This window comes from Sphingobacterium psychroaquaticum (assembly GCF_900177625.1).
Taxonomy (GTDB): domain Bacteria; phylum Bacteroidota; class Bacteroidia; order Sphingobacteriales; family Sphingobacteriaceae; genus Sphingobacterium; species Sphingobacterium psychroaquaticum.
In genome coordinates this window covers 1,219,506-1,237,856 of the sequence record NZ_FXAU01000001.1, presented here as the reverse complement: position 1 = coordinate 1,237,856, position 18,351 = coordinate 1,219,506, and the positions used below count along the sequence as shown (strand labels likewise).

Below are 18,351 nucleotides of genomic sequence, written 5' to 3'. Positions count from 1 at the left end.
AAACAGATGAAAAAAATAATATTCGTATGTGTAGGCTTCTGCCTACACATCTCTTTGTATGCTCAAGGAATTGTGTTTGAGCAGGATAAGTCGTGGAAGGAAGTCCTAGCGCTAGCGAAAAAACAAGGGAAATCGATCTTTGTGGATGCTTACACCACATGGTGTGGCCCCTGTATCCAGATGGATAAGGAAGTGTTTCCATTGCCCGAAGTTGGGTCTTTCTATAATAGTAAGTTTATTAATTATAAGCTGCAGATGGATAAAACGAAGAAGGATACCGAAGCTATTCGGGGTCGTTATGTCGATGCCGCTTGGTTTGAGCAAACGTTCCAGATACGCTCTTATCCCTGTTATCTCTTTTTCGATAGCAATGGAAATCTAATACATCAATCGGGAGGCGGGAATCTAAGTGGAGAAGCTTTTGTTACTATTGGTAAGGAGGCGTTAGATCCGGCAAATACCGTCGTAAATATGCACAAGCTTTACCAGGAAGGGAACCGTTCGGCAACATTTATAAAGAACTATATTCAGAAAATGGCTGCGGCAAATGATCCTCAGGTAGAAACGATTGCACAAGCATTTATTGATAGTCAAACGAACCGTTTTTCAGCAGATGCGGTAGATATCATGATGTATCTGACTTATGGTAGTGATAGTCCTTATTTTAAGCAGTTACTGGCGAACAAGGAACAATTCATCGCTGCAAAGGGAAAAGAAAAGGTAGATCGATATTTTTCGCGTGTTATCGATGCGGGGATCACGGCTCGTGCCATAAAAACTAGTGCAGATGCGACTAGTGGAAAGATGATAACGCAGGTTGATGAAGCGGGATTATATAGTTATTTCTTACAGTTTTACAGACCCGAAGAAGCACGCTTACAAACCGATTTTAATGTAGCAAAGTTTGCGAAGCTTTTTGATCCAGAACGTTCTTACCGTAAGGCAAAAGAGTTGTTGCAACAGGATCTTCGTCAAAAACTGACGCTCTCACAGCTTCACCAATTAGGTAATATGGTGCTTCGTGATGGTGTGGATAAGGCGGATGTAGAATTGGTTTTTGATGCGGTTAAGGCGTATAAGGAGACGGATGAACTACAGAACTTGCAGCTGTTTTGTAAGCTGTACCACTTTAAGGGCGAGCAGGCACGGAGCTTACAGTATGCAGAGCGAGCTATGGATAAATTGGAAAAATCAAGACCTGACTATGTACGTGTTCCGGCGACGGAGTTTGTGCAGAAGATTATTGTTGTGATGCCGACACCTAAACTTGTTACCAACTAAAATGAGAAGAAGCAAACTAAAATATGGTATAAGGATGTTGTTTATCACATTTTTATCCGTAATGACGGTGCAGGCGCAAACCCTGGAGCTGCCATCAAAGCTGGAGAGTTCATTTCGGTTTATGGGTGGGTTAATGTTTGTTGAGGCGCAGGTAAATGGGCAGACCGGGTGGTTTATGATGGATACAGGAAGTAACAGTTCTTTTGTTTTGAATAGTGTGTATTTTAAAGGAAACGAAACCGGACAGGAAGTTAAAGGTATGTCTGGCAGCCAACGTATTTTGAATGTTCAGGTAGACTCGTTAGTTTGGGGTGGTTTGCGTTTGGACCATATTATCTTGCCCGCCATGAATTTTTCAAGTATGGTAGCGGAGCCTGGTAAACCTATTTTGGGCTTGATTGGTAGCGGGTTTCTCCGTAATTATCAAATGCTGATGAATTTTGCGAGTCGGAAAATATGGTTAAACAAGCACAGCACGACAATTACCGAGGTTGAAGGGTTAACACCGACCTTGAAGCTTCCTTTTTCGCTGGTAGGTGGCTTTCCTGTAGCTGAAGCCACTGTGAATGGGCGTGCGTACCGTTTTGTAATGGATACGGGAGCGACAGATAATATCCTAGATTCTTCCTTGGAAGATTCCATTCGAACTATTTGGCGAGAGAAGGCTGCGGTTACCATGCAAGATGCGGGTGCGGCGGGTCAAACGGTACGTCGCGGTAATCTACAGCGCTTAACGGTCGGTGGTCTCCAAATGGATGGGATTGAAATGTCGATCAGTAAATTGCCCCGGTTTGATATCGAAAACAATATCTATGGTATCCTAGGTTTTCAGTTTTTTAAGTATTTCTTTGTGGACTTTAATTATATAGAAGGTTCCATCACTTGCTTTGATATGAAGGAGGTTATGCCTAGAATGAAGTAGGTATTGTCTTTGCACAACGTACGTAAAAATTTGACTTGTATGGCGTCTCCTATAAAACGAAGACGCCATCGTTTTTTAATGGATTTTTATATTCTTTACAAATGCTTCATTTTAGTTAGTTTTGCCTAACTGTACTTATAGAAGGACAAAAACTAAAAACCAATAAACCACAAATACAATGATCCATGGCAATTAAGAAACCAAGTGAAATGAGCGATGCAGAGTTGGAAAAAAAAAGAGTCTACACTGAAAGGAATTATAATTGCCTTCGCAATCCTATCTCTGGTAACGCTTATCGTCGGGATATATTTGACTGTTTCTCAAAAGAAATTTAATGCTGTTTTATCTGCCGGTATTTCTATTAATGTCTTTTACATCATATTTAGCACGCAGCTTTCTGCCCTTAAAAAGGAAAAGAAATCTCGTGGCTTATAATGAAAATGTGCTTGCATAAAAACTTCATGTTAAGTTTACATTAACATCATGCTGCAATAATATTAGGTGCCTTTTTTTGTATCGTGCCGAAGAAAGTTTTTTTTGTGACAAATATTGTTGTTAATTTGTGGAATATTAATGGAACCAGCCGGGGAGGAGTTCATGTTAGTTAAGAAAAATATAAACCTAGATTTCAAAACCTTTTTCATGTCCTATAAAGATAAGGTATACAAGTATGCCTATCTGCACTTTAGGGATGAAGATACTGCGTCTGACATTGTGCAAGAGGCCTTCTCCAAGATATGGATGAAGTGGGATCAAATGGATATAAATCAAAATTATACAGCATACCTCTACAGTATTACGCGTAATCTTGTTTTCGATGAACTCCGAAAAAGGCAAGTACGTCACCATTATGCGACACTCAAGCAACTCGGTGTGGAACCAGAAGATAATTCAAATGAAGAACAAGTAGCCTTCAAGGATTTGGAAAAACTATATAAGGAAGCGATTTCCAAGCTTCCAAAATCCAGCTTGCAGGTGTACCGGATGAGTAAGGAAGATTTTTTAAAAAATAAAGAGATAGCCGATGAGTTGGGGATTTCCGTAAATACAGTACGCGAGCATATCGTGAAGGCAAATAAGTTCGTACGAAGCTATATTTTGGAACGTATGGGCATGTCACTTGCCGTTTTAATATTTTTTGATCTTTTTTAAAAAAACAACCGTCTTATAGGTGAGCTCAGCCGTATATAGTATATATGGCGAGTGAAAATAACAGTAACATGGATTTCAATCAACTGTACAAGAAGTACCTGTTGAACGAATTGTCCGACGCGGAACTTCAAACCTTTATGGATTTGTTGGCCGATGTAGATGAGGAGTGTGTATGGGAACTGGAAGAGGTGCTGGCATGCAGTGAAGGAGAAGAGTTGCTATCTCCGGAAAAAACAAACCTAATCTATGAACAAATAACAGGGGAGTCCTTGGTGTCTTCTCGTGTAAGCTTATGGCGTCGTTATAAATATTTATCCGTAGCGGCCATTTTTATTGCTTTTTTATTTTCATCTCTTTATTTCTGGAGACAGCAACAAGAGAATACATATGCTCCACAACAAGAGTTGCTGTCTATCCATAACCCCACTAAATTTGTAAAGTCTATTTTCTTGAAAGATGGTACAAAGGTCTTGTTAAAACAAGGATCACGTCTTGCCGTTTTATCAGACTTTGATAGTGATACGCTACGTCAGGTGAAGGTAGAAGGTGAAGCTTACTTTGAAGTGGCTAAAAATCAGGGTAAACCGTTCTGCATCGTAGAGTCAGGTGCTTTTGATGTACGTGTTCTAGGAACTGCATTTAACTTTACTAATTCCACGGATCAAAATAAACTCGTTTTAAACCATGGTAAAGTTCGTGTCGCACATGGGGAGAAACAAAGTCTTGTGCATCCTGGCGAAGAAATCTCTTACAATGCGAAAACATTAGATTTTGATAAGCATTTGGTCGATACTGTTGCCTCTAATTTGTGGACATACTCCTTATTAACATTTGAAAAAGAACCACTCATCCATATTTTTGATGATCTTAATAGCCTATATCCGGAAGCTAAACTGCAATTAAAAGAAGCCTATAAAGGCGAAATTTTTACTGGATATTTGCCGGCCAATGACCTCGATAAATCCCTTGTAATCTTAAACAAAGCATTCAATATCACCATTATTTCTAAACGCTGATTTTATGAAAAGAAGCAAACATTATTACAAAGCCATGGGAGGGGCTTTCCTCTCGTTATTTTTGGGAAGCCAGGCTATGGCCAATTCCTCCTTGCAGATTGACGGTATTGGTACTGTGATTGCGAAAATGGAAAAGAAGCTGAATGTAAAATTCGGTTACGATGCCTCTATTTTCAATCAAAAAGTAAACGGTAATGTCAACCTCAATGAGCTCAACACGGGGAATGTTGAGCAATTCGTGCGTACCATTTCCAACAATGAACTTACGGTAAACAAAATTGATGAAAAGCTCTATGTAATAGCCAAACGTACGGGTAAGTCTACAGCTTCTGCTGGTACAGCATCAAAAGTAGTGAGCCAGCAGGAGATTCGCGGAAAAGTTGTAGATCAGCAAACAGGGACAGCCATTGCTGGTGTAAATGTACGTGTTCTGGGTACGACAAACGTAACTAATACTGACGCAGATGGTAGCTATGTTTTGCGTAATGTAGGACAGGATGTAATGCTTCAGTTTTCGATCGTCGGATACAATGCTGTTGTTGTGAAAGCTACAGAAGCATCTACTGTACGTTTAGAAAGTTCATCCGCTGCATTAGAAGAGGTGGTTGTAACAGCTTTAGGTATTAAACGGGAAAAGAAAGCGCTCGGTTATGCGACGCAGAATATTAGTGGAAGCGAGCTGGCAAAGGTGAAAGGTGTCGATGTAGGAACAACCTTGACGGGTAGAATCTCTGGCGTACGTGTTCGTAACAGTACGGAGTTTAATGCCGTGCCTGAAATTCTATCACGAGGCTTAGCGCCTATTCTCGTAATTGATGGGGTGTTGTATGAAAATATGACGCTTCGTGAAGTACCGGTAGATAACATTTCGGATATGAACATTCTGAAAGGAGCTGCTGCTGCTGCCCTTTATGGTGAGCGTGGTCGTGGTGGTGCAATTATGATTACCACGAAGAAAGGACTGGCTGAGAAAGGAACTGAAGTGAGTGTGAGTACCAATAATATGTTCTTCTCCGGATACCTGGCGTTACCTAAAGTACAACAATCTTACTCTTCTGGTGAAGGAGGTAAGTTTAATAATAATGACTTTGTCTGGGGAGATCGACTCGATATCGGAAAGGTTTATTCGCAATGGAATCCTATTACGAAACAACGCGAAGATATGCCTTTGGTATCTGCCGGTAAAGATAACTTTAAGAACTTTTTGGTCCCTGGGTTTATAAGCAATAACTCCGTTAGTTTTACCAATCAAGGTGAACATGGTAGTATTCGTACCGCTATTAACCACATCATTAACAAAGGGCAGTATCCAAATCAGAAGCTTAATCTAACGAACATCACCGTTACGGGAACAACGAAGCTAGGCGAAAAATTAGATATAGAGACAAGTATCGGTTACAATAGAAATGCATCTAGTACGAATTTTGGACAGGGATACAACGATCAGGGTTATATCTATAATCTTTTGGTGTGGACGGGACCGGAGTACGATGTACGTGATTACAAAGACTATTGGTTAGTAAAGGATCAATCCCAAAATTGGATGTATAATGGCTGGTATGATAATCCGTATCTCATAGCATACGAAAAAATTACACCCGAAACGATTAATAAAATCAATGCCGCAGTAACCTTAAATTATAAAGTGACAGATTGGGGTAAGTTTATTGTCCGTACAGGTTATGATTATTTTGGTTCGGAGAAAATTCAGCGCAACCCAATCGGGATCTACGGTACACGGGGTGGTTTTAAAGACTATGGTGGATTTAGCAGTAGAGGAAAGTACCAAAATGGTAAAGACGATGGCTTTAGCTCCAATACAGACGTGATCTTTACAGCAAACAAGAAATGGGGTGATTTTGCAGTAGATGGTTTAGTAGGGGGGGCTATGCTGTATAGTTTGCGTAAAGGATCAGTATTTTCGACAACCAACGGTTTGTCTATTCCAGGTTTTTATTCCTTAACAAACTCGGTCGATCCCATTAGTACGCTACAGACGCGAAGAGAGTTAATGACAAGCTCGTTATATAGCCGTTTGTCCTTCTCTTGGAGAAATGCGATATTCTTGGAGGCAACTGGCCGTAATGAATGGTCATCGGCTTTGTCGAAAGAGCAACGTTCTTACTTCTATCCATCCTTGTCTGCGAGTGCGACATTGACCGATCTATTTGATTTTAATTTATCGTGGTTAGACCAGTTAAAGGTTCGTGGCGCTTGGGTGCGCACGAAACGTACCCCTGATCCTTATGAAATTAACCAAGCTTATGTCATTAAGAATAATGTTTGGGATGGTCTGCCGCAGGCAACATACGGAACTGGTATTAAGGACTTTTCGATATCGCCGACACAAGATGATTCTTACGAGTTTGGTTTAGATTTTGCCCTTCTTAAGAATCGTATTTATGGTAATTATACCCGCTATTATCGCTTACGCATTAATGAAGTTACTTATGCGAAAATTTCGCAAATGACGGGGTTTGAAACGCGTTTGATCAATACGGAAGGACAAACGATGACTCGTGGACATGAGATTACGGTGGGTGGAGTACCGGTTAAGAAGGCGCACTTCAAATGGGATGTGATTGCTAACCTTTCGCAAAACTTGAATTATTTCCACAAACTTGATCCACAATATTCACTGGATGCCCTCTATGTGAAAAAAGGAATGCGCACCGATTATATTACCTCTAGCGATTGGGAAAGATCACCTTCGGGAGAGATTGTACACAACAGCTCAGGTATGCCGGTAACAGGTAAATATGCCGCACACTTAGTGGGGTATTCCGACCCAAAATGGTTTTGGGGATTGACCAATCAGTTTCAATACCGGGACTTTAACTTCTCTTTCAGTATCGATGGACGTATAAAAGGAATGTCCTCATCGGGCATCAACGCGCGCTTATGGCAGACGGGAGCTCACCCGGATTCGGATAATGAATACCGTTATGAAGAAGTCGTAAATGGTAAGAAGACCTTTATTGGACAAGGTGTGAAAATCTTATCGGGTGCAGTGTCTTATGATAAGTACGGTCAAATTCTAGAAGATACGCGTGTATTTGCGGCGAATGATCAAACCGTATCCTATGAAGCGTATTGGAAGTCAGCATACGGTGGTCGTAGAAACCTATGGGACGAAACGTTTGTTAAGCTTCGTGAGGTCGCGGTCAGTTATACTGTTCCACAAACGATCACGTCACGCCTGAAAGCGTCTAAAGCAAGTGTTGGCTTGACAGGACAAAACTTATTCTTATGGACGAAGGAATATAAATTCTCAGATCCAGATACAGGTAAAGAAGATTTGAACTCGCCATCTATGCGTTACGTAGGTTTCAATATTAATTTGACATTTTAATTCAGTTAGCATATTTCTATATGAAAATGAAAAAAAGATATTTAGCAATCGCTTTCTTGGCTGCACTACAATCCGTAGGATGCTCTAAGTTTGATGAAATAAATAAGAATCCGGAGACTCCAGAGAAAGTAAAATCTTCGATGATTGCGACACGCGTTATTATCCATATCGCGAATCAGCCGGGCCAAAAGGATTTTATGCGTCCTTATTTTCTGACCAAAGCAATCACTTGGGGAGAGATGGCGGATCAGAACTATCAGTTTAATTCCCTTGGTACACAGACTATGTCTCTTGTAGGCTTGAATGATGTGCAGTATATGGTGGATTATGCCGGAACAGAGAAGTTAAAGAGCTCTTATAAAGCTTTGATGCATTTTGCTCGTGCTTTTCGCTTTTATGAACTGACCATGGCATTAGGGGATATTCCATATAAAGATGCATTGGTAGGAGAATCTGACAAGGTTTATTTTCCAAAGTATGACACCCAAAAAGATGTCTTTTTAGGAATCCTTAACGAATTGGAACAAGCTGATGCACTTTTTGCGGCCGGTGATAAATTTGAGGGAGACCCTATGTTTGCGGGTGATCTTACTAAATGGCGTAAGTTAACCAATAGCTTTGCATTGAGTATTTTAATACAATTGAGCAAGAAGGCTGATGATGCCGATCTTAAAGTCAAGGAACGCTTTAATACGATTTTTACCTCGAAGCCGATATTTGCATCGAATGCGGATAACTTCCAGTTAATCCGTTCGGATAAAAGCGGACAGGCATATCCATTTTATAAAGTGGGGAATAACAACCTGATCTACCCCATTGTGTCAGACGAGATTATAGATCGCTTGAAAGCAACGAAAGATCGCCGTTTATTTTACTACGCAAAACCTTCTCCAGTTAAAATTTCTGGAGGTATGAACGCGACAAACTATGACGCGTATGTGGGGGTAAGTCCTTCGTTGACTTACGGTGATCTCGCAACAGTTCGAGCAAGTAACGATTATTCGAAGCTGAACGATCGTTATACGGAAATCCCGACGGGTGAACCGACACAGCAGTATTCGTATGCACATATGTGTTTTGTCATTGCGGAAGCGGCCACACGTGGCTGGGTTGCACAATCGGATGTAGAATGGTACAAAAAAGGAATAGAGGCAGGTATGAAGTTTATTGTTGATAATACGCCAAATACAAGCCAGTTCCATCAAGGGATGCCGATGGATCAGAGCTATATTACGACTGCTGTTAATGCGTATGGGGCAACTTTTCCAACTGCACTAGATAAGAAGATCGAGGCTATTATTACGCAGAAGTTCTTGGCTAGCTTTCTACAAGGACGTATTACACCGTATTATGATTACAGACGTACGGGGTACCCGAAATGGAAGATTAACCCTGCGTCAAGTTTAAATGTAGATGCACCGGATAAGATTCCTACGCGCTGGCGCTACCCGGCTGTTGAGTTTGAACAGAACGGCGCTAATGTTGGAGAGGCTTTGCAACGACAATATAGCGGAACTGATGATCCGAATCAGTTGATGTGGATATTAAAGTAACAAAATAAAAGAGGCTGTTAAACAGCCTCTTTTATTTATGCTATAGCGCTTTGGGTAATTTTATCAATGGCTTGTACCATACGCTTCAGTTTCACTTCTTCGGTTTTAGCAAGATAGATCCACTCTAAGATCTCTCTTTTCTCTCGTTCGGAATATCCGAGAAAGCACGCGTAGGCCTGTGGAATATCCCTTAAACAAAGCTCAAGCTCTTCTTGTATTTGTGACGGAATTTTATCTTCGTAGAGCGTAATATGAACCAGATCGCCGATTTGTTTCTTAATTTTCTTTCTGACCTGCGCATTGACAGGAAGAAAAAGTACGCCATTTCCCATAGATTGAAGATTATACTTCTTTATTTCGTGACCTTCGATTGTTCCCGATACCCGGAGCCAACCAAATGCTGTATTCTTCGAAGGTACTAATTCTGGGAGCCGTACATAGGTCCATCCGCATTTGTTCATTTCTTTTTCAAGAACAAATGCTTTATCGACTAAAGGCTTGTCTTTTATCATAACTGTCTTTTTGCGTGCGTTAAGAAATCGCGGTATGATATAACAATCAATACGAGCGACCTCTATTTTAATCTTATTCAAAGATATAGACAGGCCATGACAGCTTTATGTCAGGAGCGTTATGTAAAGAAGACCTGAATGATCTATTTCTTATATTTCCTACTGGTATAGATGATGTATGCCGTTCCCACTATGGTTGGAGCGATCCATACAATGGTGCTTCCAATGTGTAGTCCTGCAACGAGAAATGCGGTAAATGACGCTATAAGTGCACCAACCATCCGGCCGATATGACTTAAGATTCGTGCATTCTTCCGTTCTTTAAATTGTCTATAGATCTTAAAATCATTGGTCGCCATAAAACTTCCCAGAATACCAAAGAAAAGGTAAAGTATTGAATTTTCAATTTTTTGGATCAAACCCAATACACCGAGGCTTAACATAATTAGAGCAATGATAAGCATGCCTACAGATATAATTTTATCAATAGCATGAGCTTTGGTTTTATACTTGGGATTAAAAGTAAGTGCCCTATTTCCTGATAAAATCATGTAAATAGTAAAAATGCCAATCAGCAATAGAAAAGTATTCTCATGGTTGGGCATAAGCGCAATAATCAAAGAAAGTAGGGAGCTTAACAGCATGGAATAGGTAAAGACCTTACCAGCCTTTTTATGTGATGATCCTCCTTTTTTTACAAGAACACTTATAAAACCAGTGAAAAGGCCCAAACCTCCAAAAAAAGCATGGGTATAGATGAGTACGGTGGCAATTTGTTCCATAATATAACTTCAGTTAGTAATTGAAGGCTTCTTTTCTTGTACTAAATAGATTTAATATGGCGACAAAAGTAATATTTTGGATTCGCTTTCTATAACCTTTACCGCTTCGTCTGGAATAAATAAAAAAAATAATGAACGTTTGTTTATTCCTTGTGTTCTCTATATATACACTAAAGATTTAATAATATGGACTCATTAGATTTAAAAGGAAGATGGAACGTTTTGAAAGGTAAGGTAAAACAACAATATGCTGACTGGACAGACGATGATTTACTATATGTTGAAGGTAAGGAAGATGAACTTTATGGACGTCTTCAAAAAAAGACAGGTAAAACACGTGAACAGGTTCAAGATTGGTTAAATGATCTGGACAAGCAATAGCCTTCCCGAGTAAAGAGAAAGAGCAGCCTCAAAGGGTTGCTCTTTTTTTATTTTACGCATACGAAGTGTGCCGCAGTACAAATTGGTTTTTAGAGGCCATCAGCAGGAACAAATACCTTACCTTTTATGATATCTAATCTGTCGTCCTTTTCCATTTGTCGGATTGCGCGAATTACTGTCTCTACCCGAAACCCAATCATGTTAGCCAGCTGCTGGCGGGTCAACATTAATCGACGACACTCTTCGCAAATAAATTGATGATGTAAGTTGAAGTATGTAATGAGCTGCGATACAATGTATACAGGGTCGTTATTGGCGAGTAATTCGGTTAGAAAAAACTTAAACCTTAGTTTCTGAACCACACTTTTTGTAAAAGCAAAATGTAAATCAGGATTCTCTTCTAAAATTTGTCTGAAGTTAGTTAGACCAATCTTTATTACGGTTGCAGGTGTGTCTGCAATTGCGGTAGCTGCATAAGCGTCTCCATCAAATAAAGGCAATTCGCCAAACGCTTCATTGGGTTCGACCACGCTATGAAGGACTTCTTTACCATCATCCAACACATTGCACCAACGGATTCTGCCAGAAACTAATTGATGGTAAAAGACCGCGCGTGTCCCACATTGAAAAATGGTCTCACCCGGTGACAGCTTTTTATAAACAGCTCCCTTTTCTAATAACATCTTTATTGGAATCATGGTCTCAAATTGTCCGTGTTTTCTACCCCATTTGGAATACTAAACAAAGGTATTTTAATAGGATAATACAAATATTGACGTGCGTCACAAATTCCTATAATAACAATCATTAACGTGGTAATATGCTTTAATACAGTTGATTATGTTTTGTTTTTGTAGCTGTTATCACTTTATGATTGCACGCATAAAATGAGGAATATGGTCAAACTACATTTGTATATGAACTAAGAAATAATCAGTAGAATATGAACGATTTAAAAAAGACAAAATGAAAAAGCTTATGTATCTATTCGCCGTCTGCATGTTAATTTATGCATGTTCACAAGGCAACAACAGCGGTCAGGATCAAGCGGCATCCACGGACGCTACAACGAGCGCCAGCCCTGCAGCTACTTCGGGGTACGACCCCAAACGTGGCGAAGGAAAATACGATAAAGTTGAAGTAGGAGACAAATTAGATGCAGCCATGGCGGCCAAAGGTGAAACCGTAGCGAATTTAAAATGTGCGAGCTGCCACAAATACTCCAAAGAGAAGTTGGTAGGACCAGGATGGTCTGGGGTTTCAAAAAAACACAAACCTGAATGGATAATGAACTTTATCACTAATCCCGATGCTATGATCGATAAAGATCCGGAATTACAGGCTCAGTTAGAAATTTGCCTTGTGCGGATGCCCAATCAAAATCTATCGGAGGAAGATGCACGTAACATCTTGGAGTTTATGCGTAAAAATGACGGTGTACAATAAGGTCTTACTTCATGCTTAAGTACGCCAATTATCCTTACAAATTCAGTATAACATATTATGAAGACTAAAAATTTTCTGGTGAGTGCGGCGATAGTACTTGCCGTAACCATGGGCTTTCAAGCCTGCAAACCCAAAGGAACACAAAGTGCTGTAAGCGGTAATGCAGCTGAAAAGACATACGTTGCACCTGGACAGTATGATGAGTTCTACAGCTTTGTATCGGGTGGTTTTAGTGGTCAATTATCGGTATATGGTCTTCCTTCGGGGAGGTTGTTACGTGTTATTCCCGTCTTTTCCTTAGACCCAGAAAAGGGGTGGGGATTTAGCGAAGAAACGAAACCCATGTTAGAAACATCACACGGAAGCGTGCCATGGGATGATCTACACCACGTTCAATTGTCTAAGACAGACGGTGAATATGATGGCAAATGGGTGTTTGTAAATGCTAATAACACACCACGTATTGCTAGGGTTGATCTTACTACGTTTAGGACCGCAGAAATATTGGAATTGCCCAATAGCGGTGGTAATCACTCGTCGCCATTTATTACACAAAACACGGAATATGTAGTAGCAGGTACCCGCTTTAGTGTCCCTCCAGATGGTGAAAAGAGTGATATGTCGATCGAGAAGTTTAAAGAAAACTTTAAAGGTACATTAAGTTTTGTGCGTGTTAACAAAGAAAGTGGCAACATGGATATCGCGTTCCAGATTGAAACGCCAGGTGTTAATTATGACTTAAGTCGTGCCGGTAAAGAGGCTTCTCACGGATGGTTTTTCTTCTCTACGTATAATACAGAACAAGCCAATACATTACAAGAAGTAAACGCATCTAAAAATGATAAGGATTTTATCTTGGCAGTGAATTGGAAAAAGGCTGAAGAGTATTTGAAAGCCGGAAAAGGAAAGAAGGTAAGTAATGTTAAATATGCACACAATGTTTACGATGAGCACTCACATACTTCGAAATCAACCATAAAGAATGAAGTTATCGTATTGAACTCAGCGGAATTGGAAGGTTTGTGTTACTACATTCCTTGTCCGAAGTCTCCACATGGTGTCGATATTGACCCAACTGGCGAGTACATTGTAGGAAGCGGCAAGCTGGCGGCATTAATTCCTGTTTTTTCATTTACGAAGATGCAAAAAGCGATTAAAGACAAAGCTTTTGAAGGCACTTTTGAAGGTATTCCTGTCATTAAATATGAAGCAGCATTACATGGCGAGGTTCAAAAACCTGGTTTAGGGCCATTACATACCGAGTTTGATGGAAAAGGAAATGCAATTACTTCGTTCTTTGTTTCTTCTGAACTCGTAAAATGGAATATTAAGGATCTTAAGGTGCTCGATCGCGTACCCACTTATTACTCTGTGGGACACTTAATGATTCCAGGTGGAGATACAAAATCGCCTGATTCGAAGTATGTCGTTGCTTTCAACAAGATTACAAAGGATAGATTCTTACCTACTGGACCAGAACTGGCACACAGTGCCCAGTTATATGATATTTCGGGGGATAAAATGCAATTGATACTTGATTTCCCAACAATCGGTGAGCCGCATTATGCACAAGCGGTACGGGCGGAAAAAGTAAAAGATAAATCGCTAAAGATCTACAAATTGGAGGCCAACAAGCATCCGCATTTTGCAAATGGAGAAGCTGAAGCACGCGTGGAACGAAAAGGGAATAAGGTACATGTATACCTAACAACTATCCGCTCGCACTTTACACCGGATAAAATTGAAGGTGTACAACTGGGGGATGAGGTATATTTCCATGTTACAAATATTGAACAAGATTGGGATATGCCACATGGATTTGCAATCAAAGGTGCTAATAACGGAGAATTGCTGGTGATGCCAGGCGAGACTCAAACGTTAAAATGGGTACCAGATCGCATAGGAATATTTCCGATGTATTGTACAGATTTTTGTAGTGCGCTACATCAGGAAATGGCGGGCTATGTACGCGTATCTCCAAAAGGTAGTAATGTGCCTTTATCTTTCGGAACCGGAGATAAAATGACAACTAAATAGAAAGATCGTGAAGAACCTACCCATAAAAGCAATCCATCGTGCAATGCTAGTCCTTTCAGGACTAGCATTAGCACTCACGCTTATATTGCCTATTTGGCGAATCGAGCTTGATGCAGCACAATATCCCGAGGGCTTGGAACTGCTCATTTATAGCTATAAGCTTGATGGACAAGTCGACATTATAAATGGTTTGAATCATTACATCGGCATGAAGACCTTGCATGCAGACGATTTCGTCGAGTTCACGGTACTACCGTATATATTGGCGGCTTTTGCCCTTGCCTTTATTGCGGTAGGAGCGCGTGGAAACCGACGGAGCATGCAAGTGTTGTTCATCTGCTTTGTCGTGTTTGGCGTAGTAGCTATGGTCGATTTTTGGGTTTGGGAGTATAATTATGGGCATGATTTGGATCCCAATGCGCCTATCAAAGTGCCCGGAATGGCCTATCAGCCACCACTCATTGGATTTAAGCAGCTCTTAAACTTTGGTGCTTACTCCATTCCTGATAGTGGAGGATGGATTATTGTTGCGACGGGCCTAATACTTCTATACTGTGTTGTTGCAGAGTGGAAAAGAAATAAAACAAAAATATCGATATGATTATGAATGTAATAAAATATACATCACACCTCCTTGTTTGTCTTTTGTTGGTACTGGGCATGCAGGCTTGCAGTGCCAATGGACCAAAACCCATCAAGTACGGTAAAGATCAATGCGTGTACTGTAAAATGACGATCTCCGACGCGCGATTTGGGACACAACTGTTGACGAAGAAAGGTCGCGCTTACAATTTTGATGATGTTTCGTGTATGATCGCTTTTTCAAAAGAAGGTCAGGTGGGGCCGGAAGACATCGCAGACCTCTATGTGCCCGATTATCATACGAAAAAACTATATCCTGTTACAGCGTTGTTTTTCTTAAAAAGCGAACAGTTAAAAAGTCCGATGCGTGGTGATATTGCCGCATTTAAGAACGAGTCAGATCTAAAGCATATGCAGGAAAAGCTCGGAGGCGAACAGCTCACCTGGGAACAAATCTCTAAATAGATGTAATGAAAAGTTTCTATTTGTTAAAACAAGTTGTATTTACCTATCTGATGGTCTGTGGCAGCGTATATGCTGCGACCATCAAGGTAGGAAATGCGCAGGTTATTAAATCCATTACCAAAGCAATTTCTTTGGCACAGCCAGGGGATACCATTCTTGTCGATAAAGGTAGGTACTCGGAAGGTACTATTACAATCGATAAACCGCTTACTTTAATCGGGAAAGCGTACCCTACGATTGATGGAAAAAAGAAATATGAACCTTTTTCGGTTAAGTCCTCGCATGTAACCATTCGGGGCTTTTTGGTAAAATCATCAGGTCATTCCTCGTTAACAGATATCGCTGGCATCAAAGTCTATAATACAACGAATGTCCGCATTGCTGATAACATCTTGGAAGATAATTTTTTCGGCGTTTATTTTCAAGCATCCAAAAACTGTATTGCGGAAAACAATAAGATTAAAGCTTATGGTTCCACCGAACAGTTAAGTGGCAATGGTATACACGCCTGGAAAAGCGATAGCCTAACTATTTTTAATAATACCGTAAAGGGACATAGGGATGGTATTTATCTCGAGTTTGTAACGCATACGAAAGTGGAGAAAAACCAGTCTACTAATAATATTCGCTACGGTTTACATTTTATGTTTTCGCACGATAACGCCTATCTCTATAATGAATTTACACATAATGGTGCAGGGGTGGCTGTTATGTATACCAAACGGGTCCGGATGCTATACAATACATTTAATGAAAATTGGGGCGATTCTGCATATGGGCTTTTGCTGAAAGATATTACAGATAGTGAAATAAGGCATAATAGATTTATTAAGAATACCACGGCAATCTTTATGGAGGGAAGCAACCGTATACATATAGAGAATAATCAATTGGAAAGCAATGGATGGGCGCTTAAGATCCAAGCCAGTTGCATGGATAATACCCTTGTAAGTAATAATTTTATCAATAATACTTTTGACGTCACGACCAATAATATGACATTGGCCGCTAATAATTTTAATCAAAATTATTGGGATAAATATGAGGGGTATGATTTGAATAAAGATGGCTTGGGAGACGTGCCATATCGACCTGTGAGCCTATTTTCAGTCATTGTTGAACAGTACCCTATGGCGATGTTATTGTTTCGCAGCTTTATGTCGAAACTGCTGGATCGTACCGAGCGTGTGATGCCAAGCTTGACACCAGAAAATTTAATGGATGAAAACCCTTACATGAAACCGCTAAATGTATGATAAAGACTGAAAAACTATCCAAGAAATTCGGGAAAATAAAAGTCCTTCAAGAAATCTCACTTCACCTTTGTCGGGGACAATGCGTGGCCTTGATTGGGCCTAATGGTTGTGGGAAAACAACCTTAATCAAGTCTATTCTTGGAATGGTTGTTCCTTCCAGTGGAACAATTATCGTACAGGATAAAAACATCAGCAACGCCTGGGCATATCGTAAAAACATTGGATATATGCCGCAAATAGGTCGCTATCCGGATAACATGACGATTGGTCAGATATTTGACATGATGCAGGATATCCGTGGCGAGAAGGCCGGGCTGTTGGATATGGATTTATATGAATCCTTTCAAATGAAAGAACTGCTTAATAAGCGGATGGGAACGCTATCGGGAGGGACACGCCAAAAGGTCAGCGCTTGTATAGCTTTTATGTTTAAACCTGAAATTTTAATACTCGATGAAGCAACAGCTGGATTGGATCCTATATCGACAGAAATCCTTAAGGAAAAAATACAACGCGAACGTGCGAACAATAAATTAATTATTATTACCTCCCATATCTTGAGCGATCTGGATGAGCTCGTTTCTGAAATTGTATACATGGAAGAAGGGCAACTACGATTCCACAAAACCATTGAGAGCTTGAAAGCAGAGACTGAAACCGATAAGTTGGGAAAGGCTATTGCACACATTATGTTATCTTCAAAAACGACTGTACATGCTTAAAATTATTAAATACGTAATCAGTGATATCCTGCGTAGTCGAACAATAATTGCCTATATGGTTCTTCTCCTGGCCTTAGCATTTAGTGTGTTAGGTATGGAGAGTAATGCGGAGAAAGGTATTGTTAGTTTATTGAATATTGTACTCTTCGTAGTTCCTCTAGTGAGTATTATTTTTGCTACCGTGTACCTGTACAATAGCGCAGAATTTATTGAATTACTGGTAAGCCAACCGTTAAAACGTACAAAGATATGGGGAAGCATTTTTTTGGGATTATCAGGTGCTATCACATTAGCTTTTTTAATTGGAGTAGGGATACCTATCATTATTTTTGCATGGATTCCTTCCGGTATCCTCTTGTTGGTATGTGGGGCGGGTCTTTCAGCAATTTTTGTTTCTATTGCTCTGTGGACGGCCGTACAGATTCGTGATAAAGCGAAGGGTATTGGATTGGCCATCCTGCTGTGGCTATATTTTGCTTTACTATTTGATGCATTGGTCTTGTTTCTGATGTTCCAGTTCTCAGACTACCCGATTGAAAATGGCATGGTGGCATTAACCATGTTGAACCCTATTGATATAACACGTATTATTATCCTATTGGAGGTTGATCTATCGGCTATGATGGGGTACACCGGTGCTATTTTTCAAAATTTTTTCGGTACAGGTGGTGGAATGACTTTAACAGCTATCATCCTCCTATTATGGATTACCTTACCTTTCTTATTCTCTACTTTAAACTTTAAGAAAAAAGACCTTTAAAGATTTTTATCTACAGGATTGACAGCATTCTGACAATTTAAAATAAGCTTATGTGCACGCTCATAAAATACCGAATCCGCTCCTTGTAAATTTGTGTATGTCGGATTAGAAACGACAGAAATAGATTTCTTA

The 18,351-nt window shown here is 40.1% G+C and carries 18 protein-coding genes; 15 read left to right on the top strand and 3 right to left on the bottom strand.

All coding sequences use genetic code 11. The annotated features are described in order from the left end of the window. Window positions 1-6: 6 nt before the first annotated feature. From B9Y69_RS05100 to B9Y69_RS05070, 7 genes are all read left to right on the top strand, one after another. Window positions 7-1,281, top strand: coding sequence for a thioredoxin family protein (locus B9Y69_RS05100; protein WP_085471885.1), 1,275 nt, complete (start codon window positions 7-9; stop codon window positions 1,279-1,281). Window position 1,282: 1 nt separating this feature from the next. Continuing rightward, window positions 1,283-2,203 (top strand): aspartyl protease family protein, encoded by a 921-nt coding sequence (locus B9Y69_RS05095; RefSeq protein ID WP_085471884.1) that lies wholly within the window; start codon window positions 1,283-1,285, stop codon window positions 2,201-2,203. Window positions 2,204-2,419: 216 nt separating this feature from the next. Then, window positions 2,420-2,638, top strand: coding sequence for a hypothetical protein (locus tag B9Y69_RS05090; protein ID WP_085471883.1), 219 nt, complete (start codon window positions 2,420-2,422; stop codon window positions 2,636-2,638). 138 nt (window positions 2,639-2,776) lie between these two features. Further along, window positions 2,777-3,355: an RNA polymerase sigma-70 factor gene (locus B9Y69_RS05085; protein WP_317042131.1), complete on the top strand. Its 579-nt coding sequence runs from the start codon at window positions 2,777-2,779 to the stop codon at window positions 3,353-3,355. Window positions 3,356-3,423: 68 nt separating this feature from the next. After that, a complete protein-coding gene (locus B9Y69_RS05080; protein WP_159451815.1) occupies window positions 3,424-4,371 on the top strand; it encodes a FecR domain-containing protein in 948 nt (315 codons plus the stop codon). Window positions 4,372-4,375: 4 nt separating this feature from the next. Next, entirely contained in the window at window positions 4,376-7,723 is a 3,348-nt protein-coding gene (locus B9Y69_RS05075; RefSeq protein WP_085471881.1) for a SusC/RagA family TonB-linked outer membrane protein, read from the top strand. A gap of 26 nt (window positions 7,724-7,749) precedes the next feature. Further along, a complete protein-coding gene (locus tag B9Y69_RS05070) occupies window positions 7,750-9,276 on the top strand; it encodes a SusD/RagB family nutrient-binding outer membrane lipoprotein (RefSeq protein WP_234991100.1) in 1,527 nt (508 codons plus the stop codon). A gap of 35 nt (window positions 9,277-9,311) precedes the next feature. On the opposite strand, the gene B9Y69_RS05065 is transcribed toward B9Y69_RS05070, so the two are convergent. Together B9Y69_RS05065 and B9Y69_RS05060 are read right to left on the bottom strand one after the other, a co-directional pair. After that, window positions 9,312-9,788 carry a YdeI/OmpD-associated family protein gene (locus B9Y69_RS05065; protein WP_085471879.1) on the bottom strand — a complete coding sequence of 159 codons (477 nt, stop codon included), beginning with the start codon at window positions 9,786-9,788 and terminating at the stop codon, window positions 9,312-9,314. Between the two features lie 143 nt (window positions 9,789-9,931). Further along, entirely contained in the window at window positions 9,932-10,570 is a 639-nt protein-coding gene (locus tag B9Y69_RS05060) for a hypothetical protein (protein WP_085471878.1), read from the bottom strand. Window positions 10,571-10,756: 186 nt separating this feature from the next. Between B9Y69_RS05060 and B9Y69_RS05055 the strand changes: the two genes are divergently transcribed. Further along, on the top strand, window positions 10,757-10,951 hold the full coding sequence (locus B9Y69_RS05055; protein WP_085471877.1) for a CsbD family protein: 195 nt from the start codon (window positions 10,757-10,759) through the stop codon (window positions 10,949-10,951). 89 nt (window positions 10,952-11,040) lie between these two features. Here B9Y69_RS05055 and B9Y69_RS05050 read toward each other — a convergent pair whose 3' ends face one another. Then, window positions 11,041-11,634 (bottom strand): Crp/Fnr family transcriptional regulator, encoded by a 594-nt coding sequence (locus tag B9Y69_RS05050; protein ID WP_159451814.1) that lies wholly within the window; start codon window positions 11,632-11,634, stop codon window positions 11,041-11,043. 283 nt (window positions 11,635-11,917) lie between these two features. On the opposite strand from B9Y69_RS05050, the gene B9Y69_RS05045 reads away from it, so the two are divergent. From B9Y69_RS05045 to B9Y69_RS05015, 7 genes are read left to right on the top strand one after another with little or no spacing between them, the layout of a single operon-like run. Beyond that, window positions 11,918-12,397, top strand: a complete 480-nt coding sequence (locus B9Y69_RS05045; RefSeq protein ID WP_085471875.1) for a c-type cytochrome — start codon at window positions 11,918-11,920, stop codon at window positions 12,395-12,397. Window positions 12,398-12,454: 57 nt separating this feature from the next. Further along, window positions 12,455-14,434, top strand: coding sequence for a Sec-dependent nitrous-oxide reductase (nosZ, locus tag B9Y69_RS05040; protein ID WP_085471874.1), 1,980 nt, complete (start codon window positions 12,455-12,457; stop codon window positions 14,432-14,434). Between the two features lie 7 nt (window positions 14,435-14,441). Then, a complete protein-coding gene (locus tag B9Y69_RS05035; RefSeq protein WP_085471873.1) occupies window positions 14,442-15,035 on the top strand; it encodes a hypothetical protein in 594 nt (197 codons plus the stop codon). 2 nt (window positions 15,036-15,037) lie between these two features. Then, window positions 15,038-15,481, top strand: a complete 444-nt coding sequence (locus B9Y69_RS05030) for a nitrous oxide reductase accessory protein NosL (protein ID WP_159451813.1) — start codon at window positions 15,038-15,040, stop codon at window positions 15,479-15,481. Between the two features lie 5 nt (window positions 15,482-15,486). Further along, the gene (locus B9Y69_RS05025; RefSeq protein ID WP_085471871.1) at window positions 15,487-16,737 is read left to right on the top strand and encodes a nitrous oxide reductase family maturation protein NosD; all 1,251 of its coding nucleotides are present in this window, start codon (window positions 15,487-15,489) and stop codon (window positions 16,735-16,737) included. Beyond that, entirely contained in the window at window positions 16,734-17,459 is a 726-nt protein-coding gene (locus B9Y69_RS05020) for an ABC transporter ATP-binding protein (protein ID WP_085471870.1), read from the top strand. Before B9Y69_RS05025 ends, B9Y69_RS05020 begins: the two co-directional genes overlap by 4 nt. Beyond that, complete coding sequence (locus B9Y69_RS05015; protein ID WP_085471869.1) at window positions 17,452-18,219, top strand: ABC transporter permease; 768 nt, start codon at window positions 17,452-17,454, stop codon at window positions 18,217-18,219. Before B9Y69_RS05020 ends, B9Y69_RS05015 begins: the two co-directional genes overlap by 8 nt. Window positions 18,220-18,351: the final 132 nt, after the last annotated feature.